This window comes from Bradyrhizobium sp. USDA 372 (genome assembly GCF_053629095.1).
This window is the reverse complement of the sequence record NZ_JBRJHR010000001.1, coordinates 784,654-802,203: the sequence shown is the minus strand read 5'-3', so window position 1 is coordinate 802,203 and position 17,550 is coordinate 784,654. Positions and strand designations below refer to the sequence as shown.

General features: G+C 58.2%; 20 protein-coding genes and 2 pseudogenes. 11 read left to right on the top strand and 11 right to left on the bottom strand.

The window, feature by feature from the left end; all coding sequences use genetic code 11:
* Positions 1-72 precede the first annotated feature (72 nt).
* Together AB7M16_RS03855 and AB7M16_RS03850 are read right to left on the bottom strand one after the other, a co-directional pair.
* Positions 73-1,085 (bottom strand): annotated as a pseudogene (locus AB7M16_RS03855) (Bug family tripartite tricarboxylate transporter substrate binding protein).
* A 201-nt stretch (positions 1,086-1,286) separates the two neighbouring features.
* Positions 1,287-1,772, bottom strand: coding sequence for an outer membrane protein assembly factor BamE (locus AB7M16_RS03850; protein WP_172783462.1), 486 nt, complete (start codon positions 1,770-1,772; stop codon positions 1,287-1,289).
* Positions 1,773-1,870: 98 nt separating this feature from the next.
* Between AB7M16_RS03850 and AB7M16_RS03845 the strand changes: the two genes are divergently transcribed.
* The 6 genes from AB7M16_RS03845 to AB7M16_RS03820 all read left to right on the top strand — a co-directional run bounded on the left by AB7M16_RS03845 (position 1,871) and on the right by AB7M16_RS03820 (position 6,399).
* Entirely contained in the window at positions 1,871-2,422 is a 552-nt protein-coding gene (locus tag AB7M16_RS03845) for a ubiquinol-cytochrome C chaperone family protein (protein ID WP_453943183.1), read from the top strand.
* Positions 2,419-2,982: a YceD family protein gene (locus AB7M16_RS03840; RefSeq protein WP_453943182.1), complete on the top strand. Its 564-nt coding sequence runs from the start codon at positions 2,419-2,421 to the stop codon at positions 2,980-2,982. Before AB7M16_RS03845 ends, AB7M16_RS03840 begins: the two co-directional genes overlap by 4 nt.
* Positions 2,983-3,280: 298 nt before the next feature.
* Complete coding sequence (gene plsX, locus AB7M16_RS03835) at positions 3,281-4,342, top strand: phosphate acyltransferase PlsX (protein WP_439367100.1); 1,062 nt, start codon at positions 3,281-3,283, stop codon at positions 4,340-4,342.
* Positions 4,339-5,319, top strand: coding sequence for a beta-ketoacyl-ACP synthase III (locus tag AB7M16_RS03830; RefSeq protein WP_453943181.1), 981 nt, complete (start codon positions 4,339-4,341; stop codon positions 5,317-5,319). The genes plsX and AB7M16_RS03830 overlap by 4 nt, the downstream gene beginning before the upstream one ends.
* A gap of 132 nt (positions 5,320-5,451) precedes the next feature.
* Positions 5,452-5,793 (top strand): integration host factor subunit alpha, encoded by a 342-nt coding sequence (locus AB7M16_RS03825; protein WP_036010431.1) that lies wholly within the window; start codon positions 5,452-5,454, stop codon positions 5,791-5,793.
* 24 nt (positions 5,794-5,817) lie between these two features.
* Positions 5,818-6,399, top strand: a complete 582-nt coding sequence (locus AB7M16_RS03820) for a MerR family transcriptional regulator (RefSeq protein ID WP_453943180.1) — start codon at positions 5,818-5,820, stop codon at positions 6,397-6,399.
* 160 nt (positions 6,400-6,559) lie between these two features.
* Here the strand turns inward: AB7M16_RS03820 and AB7M16_RS03815 are convergent, their stop codons facing one another.
* Together AB7M16_RS03815 and AB7M16_RS03810 are read right to left on the bottom strand one after the other, a co-directional pair.
* Positions 6,560-7,690, bottom strand: a complete 1,131-nt coding sequence (locus AB7M16_RS03815; RefSeq protein WP_453943179.1) for a tyrosine-type recombinase/integrase — start codon at positions 7,688-7,690, stop codon at positions 6,560-6,562.
* A 23-nt stretch (positions 7,691-7,713) separates the two neighbouring features.
* Positions 7,714-7,902: pseudogene (locus AB7M16_RS03810) on the bottom strand (helix-turn-helix domain-containing protein); the annotation flags it as partial.
* Positions 7,903-8,016: 114 nt separating this feature from the next.
* On the opposite strand from AB7M16_RS03810, the gene AB7M16_RS03805 reads away from it, so the two are divergent.
* From AB7M16_RS03805 to AB7M16_RS03785, 5 genes are all read left to right on the top strand, one after another.
* A complete protein-coding gene (locus AB7M16_RS03805; RefSeq protein ID WP_453943178.1) occupies positions 8,017-8,265 on the top strand; it encodes a helix-turn-helix domain-containing protein in 249 nt (82 codons plus the stop codon).
* A gap of 258 nt (positions 8,266-8,523) precedes the next feature.
* Positions 8,524-10,674: an AIPR family protein gene (locus AB7M16_RS03800; RefSeq protein ID WP_453943177.1), complete on the top strand. Its 2,151-nt coding sequence runs from the start codon at positions 8,524-8,526 to the stop codon at positions 10,672-10,674.
* A gap of 71 nt (positions 10,675-10,745) precedes the next feature.
* The gene (locus AB7M16_RS03795) at positions 10,746-10,934 is read left to right on the top strand and encodes a hypothetical protein (protein ID WP_453943176.1); all 189 of its coding nucleotides are present in this window, start codon (positions 10,746-10,748) and stop codon (positions 10,932-10,934) included.
* Between the two features lie 27 nt (positions 10,935-10,961).
* Complete coding sequence (locus AB7M16_RS03790) at positions 10,962-11,294, top strand: AAA family ATPase (protein ID WP_453943175.1); 333 nt, start codon at positions 10,962-10,964, stop codon at positions 11,292-11,294.
* Entirely contained in the window at positions 11,224-12,372 is a 1,149-nt protein-coding gene (locus AB7M16_RS03785) for an ATP-dependent nuclease (protein WP_453943174.1), read from the top strand. Before AB7M16_RS03790 ends, AB7M16_RS03785 begins: the two co-directional genes overlap by 71 nt.
* On the opposite strand, the gene AB7M16_RS03780 is transcribed toward AB7M16_RS03785, so the two are convergent.
* From AB7M16_RS03780 to AB7M16_RS03750, 7 genes are all read right to left on the bottom strand, one after another.
* Positions 12,341-13,240: a bifunctional DNA primase/polymerase gene (locus AB7M16_RS03780; RefSeq protein WP_453943173.1), complete on the bottom strand. Its 900-nt coding sequence runs from the start codon at positions 13,238-13,240 to the stop codon at positions 12,341-12,343. The genes AB7M16_RS03785 and AB7M16_RS03780 overlap by 32 nt on opposite strands.
* A complete protein-coding gene (locus tag AB7M16_RS03775) occupies positions 13,237-13,413 on the bottom strand; it encodes a hypothetical protein (protein ID WP_453943172.1) in 177 nt (58 codons plus the stop codon). Before AB7M16_RS03775 ends, AB7M16_RS03780 begins: the two co-directional genes overlap by 4 nt.
* A 20-nt stretch (positions 13,414-13,433) precedes the next feature.
* Positions 13,434-13,775, bottom strand: coding sequence for a P27 family phage terminase small subunit (locus AB7M16_RS03770; RefSeq protein ID WP_453943171.1), 342 nt, complete (start codon positions 13,773-13,775; stop codon positions 13,434-13,436).
* A gap of 130 nt (positions 13,776-13,905) precedes the next feature.
* The gene (locus tag AB7M16_RS03765) at positions 13,906-15,003 is read right to left on the bottom strand and encodes a phage major capsid protein (protein ID WP_453943170.1); all 1,098 of its coding nucleotides are present in this window, start codon (positions 15,001-15,003) and stop codon (positions 13,906-13,908) included.
* 11 nt (positions 15,004-15,014) lie between these two features.
* Complete coding sequence (locus AB7M16_RS03760) at positions 15,015-15,527, bottom strand: HK97 family phage prohead protease (RefSeq protein WP_453943169.1); 513 nt, start codon at positions 15,525-15,527, stop codon at positions 15,015-15,017.
* Positions 15,524-16,705 carry a phage portal protein gene (locus AB7M16_RS03755; RefSeq protein ID WP_453943168.1) on the bottom strand — a complete coding sequence of 394 codons (1,182 nt, stop codon included), beginning with the start codon at positions 16,703-16,705 and terminating at the stop codon, positions 15,524-15,526. Before AB7M16_RS03755 ends, AB7M16_RS03760 begins: the two co-directional genes overlap by 4 nt.
* A complete protein-coding gene (locus AB7M16_RS03750; protein ID WP_453943167.1) occupies positions 16,698-17,222 on the bottom strand; it encodes a hypothetical protein in 525 nt (174 codons plus the stop codon). The genes AB7M16_RS03755 and AB7M16_RS03750 overlap by 8 nt, the downstream gene beginning before the upstream one ends.
* Positions 17,223-17,550: the final 328 nt, after the last annotated feature.

Here is a 17,550-nt window from a genome sequence, read left to right as displayed (position 1 = left end):
GAAGCAATCCAGGGTCTTTCCACGGAGAGATTCTGGATTGCTTCGCTTCGCTCGCAATGACGAGGGAGAGACCTACTGCACGTCCATCTGCAGGCCTTCCTTCTGGATGATGCCGGCGAACTTCTTCGTCTCGGCGTCCACGAAGGCGGCGAACTGCTCCGGCGTGCCGTAGTCGGCACGGGCGCCCATGGCGGCGATCTGCTTCTTGACGTCGTCGCGCTCCAGCATCGCCTTGACCTGGAGATTGAGCGCATTGAGCACCTCGGGCGAGACGCCCTTCGGCAGGAACACGGAGAACCAGGAGGAGATGTCGAAGTTCGCGAGCTCCGGTGCGCTCTCGCGCATGGTCGGCAGGTCTTTCGCGAGCTCGCTGCGCTCGGGCGTGGTGACGCACAGGCCGTTGAGCGTGCCGTTCTGCACCTGCGGCAGGCTCGGATAGAGGTTGTCGAACAGGATCTGGATGTCGCCGGCGAGCGCCGCCTGCAACGCGGGTCCGGCCCCACGGAACGGGATGTGCGTCATCTTCAGGCCGGTGAGCTGGAGGAACCAGGCGCCGGTGAGGTGAGGGCTCTGGCCGACGCCTGAAGAGGCGTAGCTGAGCTTGTCCGGATTGGCCTTCAGGAACGCGATCAGCTCGGGAATCGACTTGATGCCGGTCTTCGGATGCGCCGAGACGATGTTCGGAATCCGGATCATGTTCGAGACCGGCTGAAGCTGCTCCGGCTTGTAGCTGAGGTTCTTGAAGATGCTGTAGGCGATCGCGTTCGGGCCCGGATTGCCGACCAGGATGGTGTGACCATCCGGCTTGGCGCGCACGGCCTCGGCCGTGCCGATGGTGCCGCCGCCGCCGGAGCGGTTTTCCACCACGGCCGACTGGCCCCAGGCGGCTGCAGATGCGCAGCCAGGAGCCGGCCCATCACGTCGGTCGAACCGCCGGCCGCGGCCGGCACGATGAGCCGAACGTTTTCTGTGGGCTTCCAGTCGGCAAGGCTCGATCGCGGCAGAAAAGCTGCGGCCGAAAGGCCGGCAGCACCGGCGAGCACGCGACGGCGCGACAATAAAGTGTTTTGAAATTTCTTGGGCACGAATCCACTCCTGCTTCTTGCTTTGCAGGAAGCGTAGGGAACGCTACGTGCGACCGCAAGTCGCGCGCGACGACAAGTGCCGCGCAGAGGGCGGCACGACGACGCAGGCGCGAAGCCATTTACCTTCCGATGGAATTAGCCGGCTCCGAAGGCTGGTTCGATGCGAAGCGACAAGCGCTTCGATCGAAACCTTCGGCGGCTTCAGTTGAAGCTCAGCAGCTTGAACAGCGGTGTGAGGTAGCTCATCTCCTGACCCGACGTCGGCGTGGTGCGGCTGATGAAGTCGAAGATCTTGCCATCCTGGAGACCGTAATTCGCAAGCCTGCGCACGCGCCGGTTCTTGTCGAAATAGACCGCGATGACGCGCTGATCGACCACCTTCTGGTTCATGAAGGCGACCGGGCGCTCCGAGCGCTGCGAGATGTAGTAGAACACTTCACCGTCGAGGGTCGCGACCGTCGAGGGCGTACCCATCACGATCAGCACCTGGTCCTGGCTCGCGCCGATCGGAATCTGCTCGAGCGCGCCGGGCGGCAGGATGTAGCCCTTCTGGAACTGCTCGCCGGTGCAGGCCGCAAGGGCCACGCCGACCATTGCGGTCGCCGCGAGCATGCGCAAGCCGCGCCAGCAGGCATGAAGGCCGCGCCGCACGTCCGCGCGCGGGCTGATCTGGTTCGTTGTCGTCATAGCGGAACTGATTCCGTCCCCTTGCGTCGCGCGAGGCGCTGAAGTACCGGGCTGGGCGTCTGAATGCAACTCGCGCGCGCCCGCTTGCGGAAACCACAATGCTTTGGCCGTTCAATCACTTCAGGAAACCCCGGCGAACCCCGCCAGGCACCATTGAAGCCATCTATGGCATGATCGTGACGCAGGCGCGAGAACCCATATTTTACCGGGACTTGGGCGTGCCCGATACGGTTAACGGGCGTTTCGACCTGTTGCTGCTGCATCTGTGGCTGCTGCTGCGCCGCCTGCGCGCGGTTCAGGGCGCCACGGAGCTGTCCCAGGCGCTGTTCGATCGCTTCTGCGAGGACATGGACGACAATCTGCGCGAGATGGGGGTGGGCGACCAGACCGTGCCGAAGCGGATGCGGGCCTTCGGCGAGGCCTTCTACGGCCGCGTCCAGGCCTATGACCAGGCGATGGAAGCCGGCGGCGAGGCTCTGGCATCGGCGATCTGCAAGAATATCTTGAATGGGACCGGTTTCGACCAGGCCAGGCGGCTCGCGGCCTATGCGCGGGCCTGCGAGGCCGATCTCGGCCGGGCCGAAGAGGCTGCGCTGCTGCGCGCGTCCTTCACGTTTCCCCCGGCGTTGCCAGAGGGTGTCACGCCATGAGCCGACCAGATTCCGCACCCGATCCGTGGCGGGCGCCCGTCATCGTTGCCCAGATCCCGGACGCCGGGCTGCATCGCGAGCTCGAAGCATCGGCGGCCGAGCGGCAGGCGATGTCGGAGGTCGCGGGCCTGCGCGAGATCCTGTCCGCTCATGCCAGCTTCGATGTCGTGCCGAAAAGCGGCGGACGGGTCCAGGTCACAGGCCTCGTCCGCGGCCGCGTCGGCCAGACCTGCGTCGTCACGCTCGACCCGATCGAGACCGAGATTGAGGAGGAGGTGGACCTGATGTTCGCCCCGGAGGCCGAGGCGCGCCGCCTGGCCGATCTGATCGAGGAGGGGCAGGACGATGAGGCGCCGCCCGAGGTCGTCGACCCGCCCGAGCCGATCACGGGCGGCATCATCGATCTCGGCCGGCTCGCCACCGACGTTCTGTTCCTGGCGATCGATCCCTATCCGCGCAAGGAGGGGGCTGTGTTCGAGGCGGAGGTCACCGCTCCCGACCCCGAGGACCATCCCTTCGCCGTGCTGAAGGCATTGCAGGACAAGAAGAAGGAACAGTGAGGGGCATTTTCCGCTCGCGGCCGCCTTGCCAGGGCACGCGAGCCATTTGCCTCGATGGTTTGAGACAGCCATTTATCCGTCTGATTTCAATGTGTTTCCTGCGAAATCCGCGGCCGGCGGCCGGATCGCCTCGGATGCAAAAGGCTGGGGGCAAGAGGTTGTTTCGGGGGCACAAAACGCTATTGTCGCGCCCCGGTTCGGGTGCGGCGTGGCGCTTGGCCGGTCGCCATCTCGGTGGCAAACCCATTTTGCGGCCCCGCTAGCTCAGACTGCACCAGACCAGGTTTCCAGGACTTTCATGCCAAGCAAGGTTCGCATCGCGCTGGACGCCATGGGGGGCGATGTCGGCCCCGCCGTGGTCATTCCGGGCGCCGCCATCTCGCTTGGCCGGCATCGCGACACCGAGTTCCTGCTGGTCGGCGACCGCGCCCGGATCGAGCCCGAGCTCGACAAGCACCCGAAGCTGAAAGCCGCCTCCAGAATCGTCCATACCGACGTCGCCGTCAGCATGGAGGACAAGCCGAGCCAGGCGCTGCGGCGCGGCCGCAAGACCTCCTCGATGTGGCTCGCGATCGATGCGGTCAAGAAAGGCGAGGCGGATGTCGCGATCTCCGCCGGCAATACCGGCGCGCTGATGGCGATGGCCCGCTTCCACCTGCGCACCCTGCCGGGCATCGACCGCCCCGCGATCTCGGCGATCTGGCCGACCCTGCGCGGGGAGTCCGTCGTGCTCGACCTCGGCGCCACCCTCGGCGGCGATGCCCACCACCTGGTCTCGATGGCGGTGATGGGCGCGGCCAAGGCGAGCGTGCTGTTCAACAAGACCCGGCCCACGGTCGGGCTGCTCAATATCGGCGCCGAGGAGATCAAGGGGCACGAGGAGATCCGCGAGGCCAGCGAGATCCTGCGGGCGCGGAACCTGCCGGAGCTCGACTATGTCGGCTTCGTCGAGGGCGACGGCATCGGCAAGGGCCTGGCCGACGTGATCGTCACCGAAGGCTTCAGCGGCAACATCGCGCTGAAGGCGGCCGAGGGAACCGCACGGCAGATGGCGGAATTGCTCCGTAACGAGATGCAGCGGAGCTGGACGTCCAAGCTCGGCTATCTCTTCGCCCGCAGCGCCTTTCAGGCCCTGCGTAACAAGATGGACCCCAACAAGTCCAATGGTGGCGTGCTGCTGGGACTGAACGGGGTGGTGGTCAAGAGCCACGGCGGAACCAACGCCGAAGGCTTTGCCTATGCGATCGATGTTGGCTATGAGATGGCTCACTACGATCTCCTGAACAAGATCAATCAGATGCTCAACCGCGAGGGTGGTGCACTCAAATCCGTGCAGCCCGCGCCGGAGGATGTTTCGTGACTCAGATTCGTTCGGTCGTGCTCGGCTGCGGCTCTTATCTGCCGGAGCAGGTGGTGACCAACGCCCAATTGGCGGCGCGCATCGACACCTCCGACGAGTGGATCGTGCAGCGCACCGGCATTCGCGAGCGGCACATCGCGGCCGAGGGCGAGTTCACCTCGCACCTCGCCATCAAGGCGGCACAGGCGGCGCTCCGCGACGCCGGCGTGGACGCGCAGTCGATCGAGCTGATCGTGCTGGCGACCTCGACGCCCGACAACACCTTCCCTGCAACCGCGGTTGCCGTGCAGCACGGGCTCGGCATCAATCATGGCGCGGCCTTCGATCTCCAGGCGGTGTGCTCGGGCTTCGTGTTTGCGCTGGCCACCGCCGACAATTTCCTGCGCTGCGGCGCCTACAAGCGCGCGCTTGTGATCGGCGCGGAGACCTTCTCGCGCATCCTCGATTGGAATGATCGCGGCACCTGCGTGCTGTTCGGTGACGGCGCCGGCGCCGTGGTGCTGGAGGCGCAGGAGCAGCCCGGCAATGCCGCGACCGACCGCGGCATCGTGACCACGCATCTGCGCTCCGATGGCCGCCACAAGGCCAAGCTGTTCGTGGACGGCGGGCCGTCCTCGACCCAGACCGTCGGTCATCTGCGCATGGAGGGCCGCGAGGTCTTCAAGCATGCGGTCGGCATGATCACCGACGTGATCGTCGATGCCTTCAAGGCGACCGGGCTCAATGCCGACGGCATCGACTGGTTCGTGCCGCACCAGGCCAACAAGCGAATCATCGACGCTTCCGCGCACAAGCTGCACATCGCGCCCGAGAAGGTGGTGCTGACGGTGGACCGCCACGGCAATACCTCGGCGGCCTCGATCCCGCTGGCGCTCTCCGTAGCGCGCAGGGACGGCCGCATCAAGAAGGGCGACATGGTCCTTCTGGAGGCCATGGGCGGCGGCTTCACCTGGGGCTCCGCGCTGGTGCGCTGGTAAGCCACACCGATAAAATTTTGCCGGAATCCACGCCGATTATCGCTAGGTCTGCATTGATGTGCGGTGTTGACCGCCGTATCGTAAGCTCATAATTTCAGACGAGAATTGTTCGCCGTGAGGTGGGGCAGGGCGATGAGCGAGACCAGCAAAACCGTAACGCGTGTCGATCTGTGCGAAGCCGTCTACCAGAAGGTGGGCCTGTCGCGCACGGAATCGTCCGCCTTCGTGGAACTCGTGCTGAAGGAGATCACCGACTGCCTGGAGAAGGGCGAGACGGTGAAATTGTCCTCGTTCGGCTCCTTTATGGTGCGCAAGAAGGGCCAGCGCATCGGCCGCAACCCGAAGACCGGCACCGAGGTGCCGATCTCGCCGCGCCGCGTCATGGTGTTCAAGCCCTCGGCGATCCTGAAGCAGCGGATCAACGCCCAGCACCGTACCAACGGCGACGCCACCCAGGCTCAGGAAGAGGCGTAACCGCCTTTCGGAAAGGACTGGCATTTGGATAAGGCGCCGGATGCGTTCCGAACCATCAGCGAAGTAGCGCAGGAACTCGACATTCCGCAGCACGTGCTGCGGTTCTGGGAGACCCGCTTCTCCCAGATCAAGCCGATGAAGCGCAGCGGCGGCCGCCGCTATTACCGCCCCGACGACGTCGACCTGCTCAAGGGCATCCGCCGGCTGCTCTACGGCGAGGGCTACACCATCCGCGGGGTGCAGCGGATCCTCAAAGAGCACGGCGTCAAATCGGTGCAGGGCCTCGCCGACAGCGCGGCCGCGGTCTCTTTCGGCGCCATCGAGGACGCCATCGGCGCGAGCCTGATGGAGCCCGAGGACGAGGAGGCGCCCATCAAGGGCGTCACCGACACTGACGATGACGACTTCCAGGGCGACGAAGAGGAAGGCATCGACTTCCGCTTCACCGAGATCGACGACGAGGAGATTCTCACCACCTTCCGCAAGGGTGGTGCCGCCGCCGCGCCCGCCGGCCCCAGCGCGCTCGACCGGGAGCGGCTGGAGCGGGTGCTCGGCGACCTCGTCGCCTGCAGGGACATGCTGGACCAGGCCCTCAAGGACGGCTAGGGGCGGGCCGGCCGGCTTTCCGGGGCAGTTCCGGCCCGCTTGGGCGGATACACCAAAATGCTGCGGCCTCGCCTTGCGCAAAGCGGCGATCCTAGCTAATGGAACGACATTCGGAGCGTGGCGCAGCCCGGTTAGCGCACTAGTCTGGGAGACGTTGGCGCTAACCCGTTTTCGTATTTTCTTCCAATGGGTTAGCGGTGCCTGTGTTCGAATTCCGGGAGTTATTCCGGGACTCGGCGGCTTCCATAGCATCCCGAACATCGTCGATCATGGCGTGAGCGTACTTCGCTGTTGTGGCAATGTCGGCATGCCTCAGTAGCTTCTGAACGGCTTTCAGATTTCCAGTCGCCCGCAGGATGCCTGTAGCGGCCGTATGGCGATTATCGTGAAAGCGGTAGTCGAGAAGCTTTGCGTCGAGCTTAGCCCTTCTCCACTCCGTCTTTAGCCCTTCGCGCGTGGTCGGATACCGATTTCCGCGTACCCTGTCGGATGAGCGCTTCTGAGCAATGTAGGTGAACACGAATTCGTCGTGTTGCCCTTGAAGCGGGAAGAGCAATTCGCGGATGCCTGAGGAAATCGGAATGGTACCGATCACACGGCCTTTGCCAAGCACCGTAATTTGCCGTTCCGCCCAATCGACATCTTTCCACCGAATTCCCGGAAATTCTTTCCCCGGAACTATCTCGCATAGCCTGCATCCCGATAGCATCGCGAAGCGAACCACCGGGTGATAATCGGGTCGGAGGCGGTGGAAGAGTGCCATCTCTTCGGCCTGCGTCATTTCGCGGACGCGTTCTTTCGGCTCCTTGAGGAGATGTCGTTTCCAATCAATCCTGGCTATCTTCTGCGACCAAGTATCGCGCGCCCGGTTCAAAATCTTGCGAAGCGGCTCGATCATGCTCCGGTTGACGGTTGCGGGCTTCACGCCTTCACCGCGCCGAATGCCAACTAGACGAGCTACCAAATCGTCATCGATCGCTGACAATAGAGTGTTGCTGCCGATTTCGCGCTCAAGCCATTCTATGGACCATTTACAGTTGCTCGCGCCGTCGCCTCTAAGGTGCTGGCCTACCTGAATATAGTATTTCGCGGCCGCAGTTGCGAAGGTCAGCGGGGCGGTTTCTCTGGCAATCAGCGCCTTCACTTCTATCCGAGCTTCGTCCCTCCGCCGCTTCTCGAAATTCTCCGCGTCTCGTTTGCTAGTGCAGCCTGTAGAGCCGGTGAACCGAACACCACGGATTTGGAAGTCGAATGCGTAGTACGGACTTTTTGCAGGTTTGTAGACGGACAATCAAATCTCCGCTGTGTGTTCTGAAATTCTGCAAGGTCACGGGCTGCGATCTTGCGCTTCAAGCGCTGGCGTCCCAGCCCCACCACAATGTAGGGCACGGCTCCTTCTGAGAGGTGGCGTTCTAGTGTGCGGCGGCATATCCCAAGCCGTTGTGCCGCCTCATCCAACGACAGCAATCGTTCGTTGTCGTTCGCTGCAATAGGTATTTCCATCCGTTTCCTTCTTTGAAGTGTGTGCGAGCTAAAAGCGCTCGTCAACCATAAAGACTCATAAGATACTAAAAGTTCGGATTGGCGAATGGCGGATTTGGGCTATGGTCACCCACTATGGCTGAAGTTTCGGTGCCCCAAGTAAAGGCTGCCCGCGCACTATTGGGCTGGACGCAAGCTGAGCTTGCCATCGCAGCGAGTGTAAGCCTGCCAACAATCAAGCGTTTCGAAACAGGTACGTCACCAATACCTGTGGTGCGGGCGGCTATAATTCAGGCGCTAGAGCACGCTGGTGTGGTATTCGTGAACGACGTGAAGTATTGCGGCGTGAAGCTGACATTGCGCACCAGATCGGCTCATCGCTAGGACGGCCCCGCAGCGGCAACGCTCGGCTTAGCAATCATCAAGAATGAGCGGCGGAGAGACGATGCCCGCGAACCTAAGGGCTATCGGACGCGCGCCCGAAGAGGCAGGCGTCGAGTTGATTCCGGCGAAGGGCAGAAGGCCGTCGGGGTCCGTTGCATAAGGCTTAAGTCTAAGACTGGTACCAAGCACCCCATCGGCCTTGCGGGCGAATAACCCTTCCGGCTAACTTGTGGTTGTTAGGACATTGGGGGAATTGCCGTGGACGCCTTGCCGGAGCAGAAGATACCAACGTCACAAAGGACTAACTTTGTGAAAGTCTTGGAGCGCCAGTTACAGCGCGAACAGGACGAAGAGCAATTAAGCCCTGAAGCGGCATTCCTCAGCGTTGGTGTCAGGAATCTCGGCTACGATTTGGAAAACGGGTACTTGACAGACGGCCCCAAGGATTACGGGTTCGACTTTTTAGATATTTCAACGGATAGCTGTACGATTTTTCAATCCAAGTCTGTAAGCTATGTCAACGGTATAGACCTGGGCGTGCAAATCGGTCCCAGTTACTTGAATGACGTTCGGCAGATCAAGGAAGTGTTGAGTAATCTCGACAACGTTCCGAAGGATTGCAACAAACAGGTTTCACGCGCACTTACTGCGCTCAGGAATGAGATATCGCGACAGTCACTCAAGAAGATCGCCCAGGGGGATGATCAAGCAACTCTTCCGTTTCCTGTATCGGTTATGCTCCTAGTGATGGGTGAGAAATTTACTCCGCAAGCCAATACCGAATTTGAAATGTTGTCGCAGACGACGGTGCAGTATGCGGGCGTTGATCTTCAGATATCTGTCATACCGGTTTTCATCGACGATCTACTTGAGGAGCTTTGGAGTCAGCGCAATGACGATTGGAAGGATCGGACTGGTGTCAAAAGAGACAAAGTGATCCTTCATGCAGTGGGAGACGTGATCAAAGACGCAAAGACTGCGATCTTCTACGCGAAAGCCTACGATTTCGTCGAAGCCTTTGACATGCTTGGTTATCAGATTTTCGAACCGAACGTCCGCTCGGAAATAAAGGCGTCCAAAGTCAACAAGGCCATCAAAGATACCGTTTCGACGCGCGCTGGTCGGCGAGACTTCAGGCACCTGAATAATGGCATCACAGTTATCTGCGACGGTTACTCGCCGCGTGGTTCTAAGGATCGTCCAACGGCATTCGAATTACGACGGCCTGGGGTGGTTAATGGCTTGCAGACTGTAAAGTCAATGCACGACGCTTTCAGGAAACTGAAGCATGAGGACCAGATTGACTTTCAGGAAAATTGTTTAGTTCTCTGTCGTCTTCATCAACCCGACTCCGTGCGCCACATTGAGGACCTGATTAAGGCGACGAATAATCAGAATCCTATGAAGCCCAGGAATCTTAAGTCTAATGATCCCGAACAACGGGCTTTCGAGACGCTGTTTGCTGAGCTTGGCTGGTTTTACGAACGTAAAGAAGGAGCTTGGAGCGCATTCGCTAGTGATGCGCGTGGTTGGAAGTCCTTGGGCGGAAAGAGGGCCGACTTCTTTAAGAGCCGAGCAAACGGCTATAAGAAGTTGGACAACGCGGATGTGGCGCAGAATTGGCTCGCCTTTATCGGCTTCTCCACTGAAGCGATCAACGACAAGAGATCGATCTTCGCCGAAGATCACTTGTATTCGCTCAGCTTTCTCAGGCGAACTGCGAAGCACGGTTTTGATTATGACTTCAAATTAACGCGAGAGTCACAGGTCTATACGGAAGCGAAGGAAAAATCGCCGGACCCAGCCGCGTTGATTTTGGCGACGCTTCTTCGTGAAGTGGCAGATCAATTGGCGCCGACCCGTAAAGTGAATCGCGAACGCGCTATTGCGAATTTGGACATCGGACGAAAAAGCCGAGACGAGCAGGATCGTGAGTTGGATGCTGATCCCGGTTATCAAAAGGGAAAGATGCTTCGCGGAATGCTCACTCTGTTCGTGGAATTTGTCGGCTTCGCCCTTTTCCGGTCGCTTGGCGACAACGTGCATGAAAGAATTGCCAATCTCCGCAAAACTCCCAGCATGAGCGCAATCTTCGAAGGTTTGGACTACGAACCGCTTGTGCAAGTTTATAAAGAGAGAAATTTCAGGCCCAATGATTTGGTGCCGGTCCTATTCGCTGCGTTTGAGCATTGCGTCGGCGCCCTGTATGAGAATGCTAGCTGGCTACGCGGCTACAACGACGCCCCTGTAAAAAACAAGTACATCTATTCGGCTCAGACGCGAAAACAGTTGCTTGAAGAATTGCTTGAATTGGACAAGCGTTTCAAGCGCGCTGAATGGGTTCGGGACTGGGCTGATGGGTTCAACGAGAAGAAGGGCGTCTTCCGCCAAATCGCGGCCGCGCTCTAGCTGGTCAAGTGAAAGGCCGCCAACTGACGCGGCCTAAAGGCTGATTTATGTGGACGTTGGTGCTTTACACGATGCTGATCAACACCGTTAGCGGCGGTGCTCATTCGACTACCACGACCTTAAAGTTCGAGACCGAAGCGCAATGCAAAGCGGCTTTTGAGCGGCTTATGGTGCTGCCTGTGACGCCGGTCTTCGACCAATCGAACAAGCCGGTTGGAATATTCCGGCTCTCGGCTCAATGCATCGGCGACGCAAAGTAGGACAATGCGGGAATCAACAGGCATTTCATGCTCCGATCAATAACTATCGGCCACATCAAATCTTTTCATGAGCCCCAGACACTAACTTTTTCCGAAGCCAACGGCACGAAGGGAAGCGGCTACAACGTCATTGTCGGCGCAAATAACAGCGGCAAGTCAACTGTCATTTCCCTAGCTGCGCAGTTGCTCGCTCCTGACGAACATCTAACCATCGGTCGAGAGAGCCGCCACGTCGAAAAGCCTCTCATCGAAGTGGCTCTGGGCGTATTCCAACGGCGAAGTAGCTGTGGTGACCATAGATCGCAACGCAGATGGCGCTCTCTTCAGAAAGATGGGCAACTATCAAGGCTTACACAATAGCCTCAGGTTTGTCCCATCTCGGAGACCTTTTGCGCCCGACTACCAGATCAATGGAATCATGCCTTCTCAATATGAGTATGGAGACCTGCTCAATCGTCGGGGAAACCAAAGCTACTTCGACACTCAATTGGCGTCTGCTATCGCAAGACACTTCAACGATCCATCAGACAAGGAGCTATTCTTAGCCGAGCTTCAGGAGGTTGACCCATCTTCCGCTAACTTCATGACAGATAATGTCGGTGGGCGAAACGTGATGCTATATGAGGGGCCGTCGAAAACACCTCACGTACTTTCTGATACCGGTGATGGAATCACGAACCTCCTAAGAATCATCTTCGCGTTGTCAACAAGTCGAGCAGGCGATTGCCTCATTGTTGATGAGCCAGAACTATCTCTACATCCTCAACTGCAAAGAAATCTGTATCAAGTTTTGCTGTCTTACAGCGACGATCGGCAGATAGTCGTAGTTACACACTCGCCGCACTTCGTCGGCTGGAAAGAGATTTCTTCAGTATCCCGCTTATGTCGCGTTTACGTGAACCAAACCGGAAGATCGACTGTATCTTCCCCCAGCGCGACTTCTTTCAACGCTGTGAAAGCTCACGCCAACATCACAAGTAGAAAGTTTTATGATGCAGTTTGCAAAGAATTATTCTTTGCGGATAAGGCGATATTGGTCGAGGGGGCTGACGACGTGCATTACCTCGAAAATTACTTGGATGCGCTCAATGCAAAGCCGCTTCCATTCATGGGGTACGGATGTGGCGGAGCAAGCGCAATAGTCCCTTGGATGCGGCTCTGCGTAGAAATGGGAATAAAATGTGCTGCTCTCTTTGACGGAGACAAGAACGAAGAATACACAGCGGCTCTCGCTGAGTTTGCCACTAAACCGGATAGTGCACGCTCATACATCCTCTTCAAGGATGACATTAGAGATAAGCACAAGCGGACTGACTCTGGCTCAGAGACTAACGAAGTGTTGAAAGAGGGGGTATTCAATCGGCGGGGTCAAATCCATCCTCAGAATGCGACAAGGCTAGACGCTCTTATCGAGTCAATCCGCATATTTCTGGCGTGAATCGACCTGAAAGCCATGTCGTTGCCAACGGTAGATCGAGGTCAAGCGCCCTCATGACGAGATTGATAGGAGTGTGTGCCTCGCCCGCGCCCCAATCACGAATCCCATCGGGATGAAACGACAGGTTCGCGTTCTCGACGCCACGCCAAGCCGCAACTGCTCTGTACCCTCTACCGCAACGGCGCGTACCCGGCAGGCCGAGCGCGGGCACCCATTTATCGAGGTTGCGCAATGCGGTGTCGTTAAGCTCACGCCAGATCGTGTCACCTTCGCCCGCCTGATGAGCTTCAAGCGGCTTGTAGCCAAAAGGCTCCAACGCCGCTTCAAGCCTTAAAGCCATGTCGTCTGGTAGCTCTGGCAATTGATCCATAGGCGTATTCTCAAGGGTGTCACTGCCATTCCAGGCATACGGCATCAGCGTGGTCGGGTGGATTGTCGGCGGAAGCACCGTCTGGCGGCCGTAACAAAGCAGATCGATCACCCGCTCTTTGCCGACGCTGAAAGGCTGAGAGACGATGGAAGAGCTTCCGCGATAGAAGGCGCTGAAGCCCTTCGCGCCACGCTTGATCACATCGCTGAAGGGGATCGCAGACAGCACCGCGCCCATCAAGGCGTGATCGTTAGTGTCGATATCGACCACCTTCAGCTTATGGTCAATTGCAATGCAAACCCCGGCATCAGGCCACTTGTCCCAAATGCCGGTTTCAATGTCAGTCGGAAGCCGGTCACAAAAGCGTTGCCATTCAGTCATTCCGCGCCATTCGTTCATTGAGAACGCACCGGGGCGCTTGGTTAATGGCGCGACTGGAATGGCCGAATAGCCGCAATCGATTAGCCGCCGTCCGGCGCTGGCGTAAGGCGAAGTCATTTCGGCTCCGGGGCGTACATTCCGGGATGCCAATGCATGTTTACGTGGTCGCCATAAGCTTCCCAAAGGGCAATAAGCGTTTCGTCATGCAGAAAGGGAACGAAGCCTGCATTGTCACGGTCTCCTTCCAGCCAAGCCGCTTCTGTGGCTTCAAGGGCAGGGCGGCGTTTCATGTTGCGTCTGCGGACCGGCATTAGCGGTTAGCCTTCAAAGCGGGAGGGCGGGATTCGACGGGTGGCGCTACATCGAGGCCGAGTTCTCGAACCAACCGGGCAAACGCCAAGCGGCTGTCGCGCTCAATGCCAACTTCCGGCCGTGCATGCGGGGCGCCGAACCGGTCTTCGAATGTCATGCCGTATTTGGCGATAGCCTCGCGAGCCTCTTCCGAGCGGTCCCAAGCCTCGCAAGCTTTCACAAGAAGGCGGAAGTGATGTTGATCAAGCTCGAATTCCTGGACGACCGCGTTGAACCACGCGGCCGTATCGGTACGAAGATGGGTAGGCGGCCGATATTCGGCGGTTGCAGTTGCTGTCATCGGTGTTCCAAATTTCAATTTGAACCGGGGAATCCGGCGTACAAATTCGCCTGGGTGCCGGTTTTGGGGTGTTTCTGAAAAGTTTGTAAGGCCGATGGCACAAGGTGCGCCACCGGCTGGCCGTTGTTAGTTAGCTAATCGAGACCTTCAGCTTGCGAAGGGCTTCGGCCCTGCCGATGCCGCCACCGACGCGGCGCCGACCGTAGAAACGAGTCATACCTGTAGCGGCTTGGCTGTAGGGATCGCGCAAGATCGAAAGGCTAACGCGGTCGAAGATACGATAACCATTGCTGAAGTCGCCGAACACGATGGGATTGGTGTTCAGGCCAATATCCGGCAAATCCGGCATTTCGATCACAGGGCGGCCAAGGATCGTTGTAACGGGCGCGTTTGCAATGCCCGCAACGGCCATGAGGTAGTTGTTCGTTGTATCCTTGAGCTTGCGAACGGCGGCCATGGTGTTCGAGTTCATGCCCCACACGGCATTGCTGCGATAGGGCGACTTCACGGCATGATAGAGGTCAATCAAACTGTCGGCGGTGATCGAAGAGGCCGAACCGCTCGGCGTGTACTGCACGGTCGTGTCTTGCATGAAGCCGGAAGGTGCAGTGACGCTCGACCCGTTCACGAACGCGGCTGACTCGGCCCGGCCGAACTCTTCCGCGAATTCAAAGTTGAGCAAGGCACCAATATCAAGCGCGGCATCTTCAAGCATCTGATTGCTAACATCGACATAGGCGCTTAGCTCAAACACTTGATAGCGGCGTTCGCCGAACGTGACATTCGTGCTTGGCCTTGTGGCAGTCTCGCCAACCCATTGCGCTGTCATACCGGCTTGGCGATTAGGCCAAAGAACAGCGGGGCTGCTCGTTTGCACAACTCGCGCGACTGAACGGATAGGGGAGAACAAGACCACATTGCGGTCAAGCTCAGCGTTATAGTAGTCGGGCACGAAGTAGCCGCCAGCCGTGTCATCGGCAACGCGAAGCGCTTTTGCCTCTTCGCCTCGCCGAAGGAAGGCGTCGAATGTTTTCCGTTCCGGTGAGTTCGGGTTGTTGTCATTTGCAGCAACAAGCCCTTGCCTGTTGAGCTTTAGTTCGAGCGCGTCAATGCGATTGTCGTTAGCAGCCGTCTTAGTGTTGACCGTTTCAGTCAGGTGCGAAAGGGCTGTTTCAACGCGTGCAAAATCGTGATCCGCCTTCTCAAGGCGGAGTGCAGTGGTAATCAAAGTAATTGTCCTTAGTGAATTGCCGCGTTTGCGGCGTTGATGGCTTCAACAAGCCGAGCAAGTTCAGATTGCGCCTTCACGCGATCTACTGTCGCGGAAGGGAGCATCGGAAAAGTGACGATAGAAATTTCGAACAAATCAATTTCTTCGAGCCGCCGCACGTTCTTTGTGCGGTCGAATGAGTCCTTCTTGGAAACGTAACCAATTGATAAGCCGTCTAGAGCGCCTGCTCGCAGCAATGCATAAGTATCGCGTCCAAGCGATGTATCTAGCACAAGTTGGCCGGTTACCTTCAGGCCGATTTGGTCTTCAGCAAGCGACTTCCAGACACCGATTGGCTGTGACTGTTCGTGCTGCAAAAGCATCTTGACTTTCGCAGACTGTTGAAGGGTCTTTGTGAAAGCGCCCGGCATCACAACGTCGCGCCCCAGGTCAGTCACACCGAATCTACTGGCGTAGCCGGAGAAGGTGCCGTCGTCGCTCAATGACTTGGTATCGAATTCGAATAATGCGCCTGTATTCATGCGGCGCGATTCCTTTCTCTTAGGTTGTTGTCGTTGGCAGCAACAAGCTTGTCGCCGCCCTCGATGGGCGCGCGGTTTTCTAGTGCGCGTGCTTCGTTCGGTGTCATCCAAGGTCCGCCAACGGCGGCCGAATAGGCTTCGGTGCGGGCTTGGAGGTTGGCGCGGGTAAGAGCGCTCGTATCGAATTCAACCGAATGAGTCAGGCGCTCCTCCGGTGTGAACAGTGTTCGGTTCAGGACTCCCTGCCACTGGAGTAACCAAGGCATGAGGGTGGAGTCCAAGAACGAACGGTTCATTTCGACTGAATTGCCCCACGTCGCCCGCCCTAGCTCGGAGAGAAGGTGCGGTGGCACACGGAACGCGCGGCTGATTTCTTCGATCTGGAACTTGCGAAGTTCGATGAATTGCAGATCGACGCTGGAAAACGTCAGCGGTTGAAAGTCGGCATCGAAGTCGAGAACCGCTGTGCGTCCCGAGTTGGCACTTCCGCCGATGAAATTCTGCCAGTTTTGCTTGAAGCGTTCCATCGACTTGTCATCAAGTCGGTTCTTGATCTTCAGGATTCCACCGGGTCGAGCGCCTTTACCCATAAGCGATGATGCGTGTTGCTCCATTGCCAATGCCAAGCCAATTGCTTCGCGCGCATGCTGGATAGGAGCCGTACCGCTGATCCCGTCAACGCTCACAGCCTTGATGTGGATCATATCGCGGTGACGGATGGTGCGCGTGCGGCCTCCGGCATCCCTCACAGTGTAGAACGGTTCGCCTGTGTCCGCGTCGTATTCGACAGTGACTGTGGCCGGGGGGACTCGGATCAACTCGCGCGGGGTTCCGTCAATGCGATTGACGAAGGCATAGCCGTTTCCCGTCAACAACGTGTCAAGCTGAAGCTGGAGTCGTAGGTCGAAAGACGACTGCCAGTCGTTTGGCTGGTAACGCACTAACCGAAACACTGGATGGTCCCGAGCAGGCGTCTTGCTGTCGCCGTCTAGCTTCAAGATGTTAACAGGTAATGACGCAACGCTTTCCGCGATCACGCGCACCGCCGCATTCACGGCTGGTACCCTCATAGCCGAATGAGGATCGACGGCGAGTCCCGACGTTGTGTTCTGATGGATCGGGAATGGATGGGCTAAGCTATATGACTTCCTGAAAAGCTTGGTGATGAAATCAAACACGCTCTGGCCATTGATTGAAGTGCAGGCCACATGCGAGGTCGAACAAGCATTTGCCGCTGATGGTCATTGACCGACGAACCCTCTCGTCTGCCCACTGTTTTGTCTGACGGCCAAAGAGCAATTCTAGCTGTCCATCCTTTGTTTCGATGGACAGGCAAGCTCGCGGATGACCGCAATCGACTTCGAGACGAGACTTATATGCAACCGTTGCAACGATGCTGCGGTTCTTGAAGCTGTCGATAAAACGTGTGAGTGCTTCGCCGAGAGTGTCACCTTCGTCGTTGATCATGCCGTAATATGAGCAAGCCGTGCTTGCCATGTCCTTGCCGGGAACGTCGGCAAGCAATGCGAGCAAGAGCATAACGAGCGAGTAAGTATTCATTTCTGGTACGTGCGAACCGGTGCTCGACTCCCAAATCCCGGCTTCGATCAAGCGGCGCTTAGCCGATTGAACATGTGCGGGCGGGAGGCCAGTTACCAGCGCTGTACCTTCCATAAGTTCTTTTGCCGTTGCCACGGCGTAATCCTTTCGTAAGTGAGTGTGCTCCGAGCGGCGAGCGTCCGTCGCAAAGCGTTGTAAAAATAAAACCCGGCTGAGGGGCCGGGTATTGAACGGGCGAATGGTCTGAGACTAGAGGCTTCGCCGAGAATCAAAAACCCGCCTCGCGGCGGGTCCGTGACACATTTCGCGCCACTATCTAAGTCTTAGCAAAATTTTGTACGTTTTTCTATGGTGGCCCCCACTATCTCGCGCTTGGCGCTCGACGGCCACCGGGCACACCTTTCGGGTCTAATTATTGTCTACCATAAGACGGTACATTTTTCCATAGTGGCCCCCACTATCT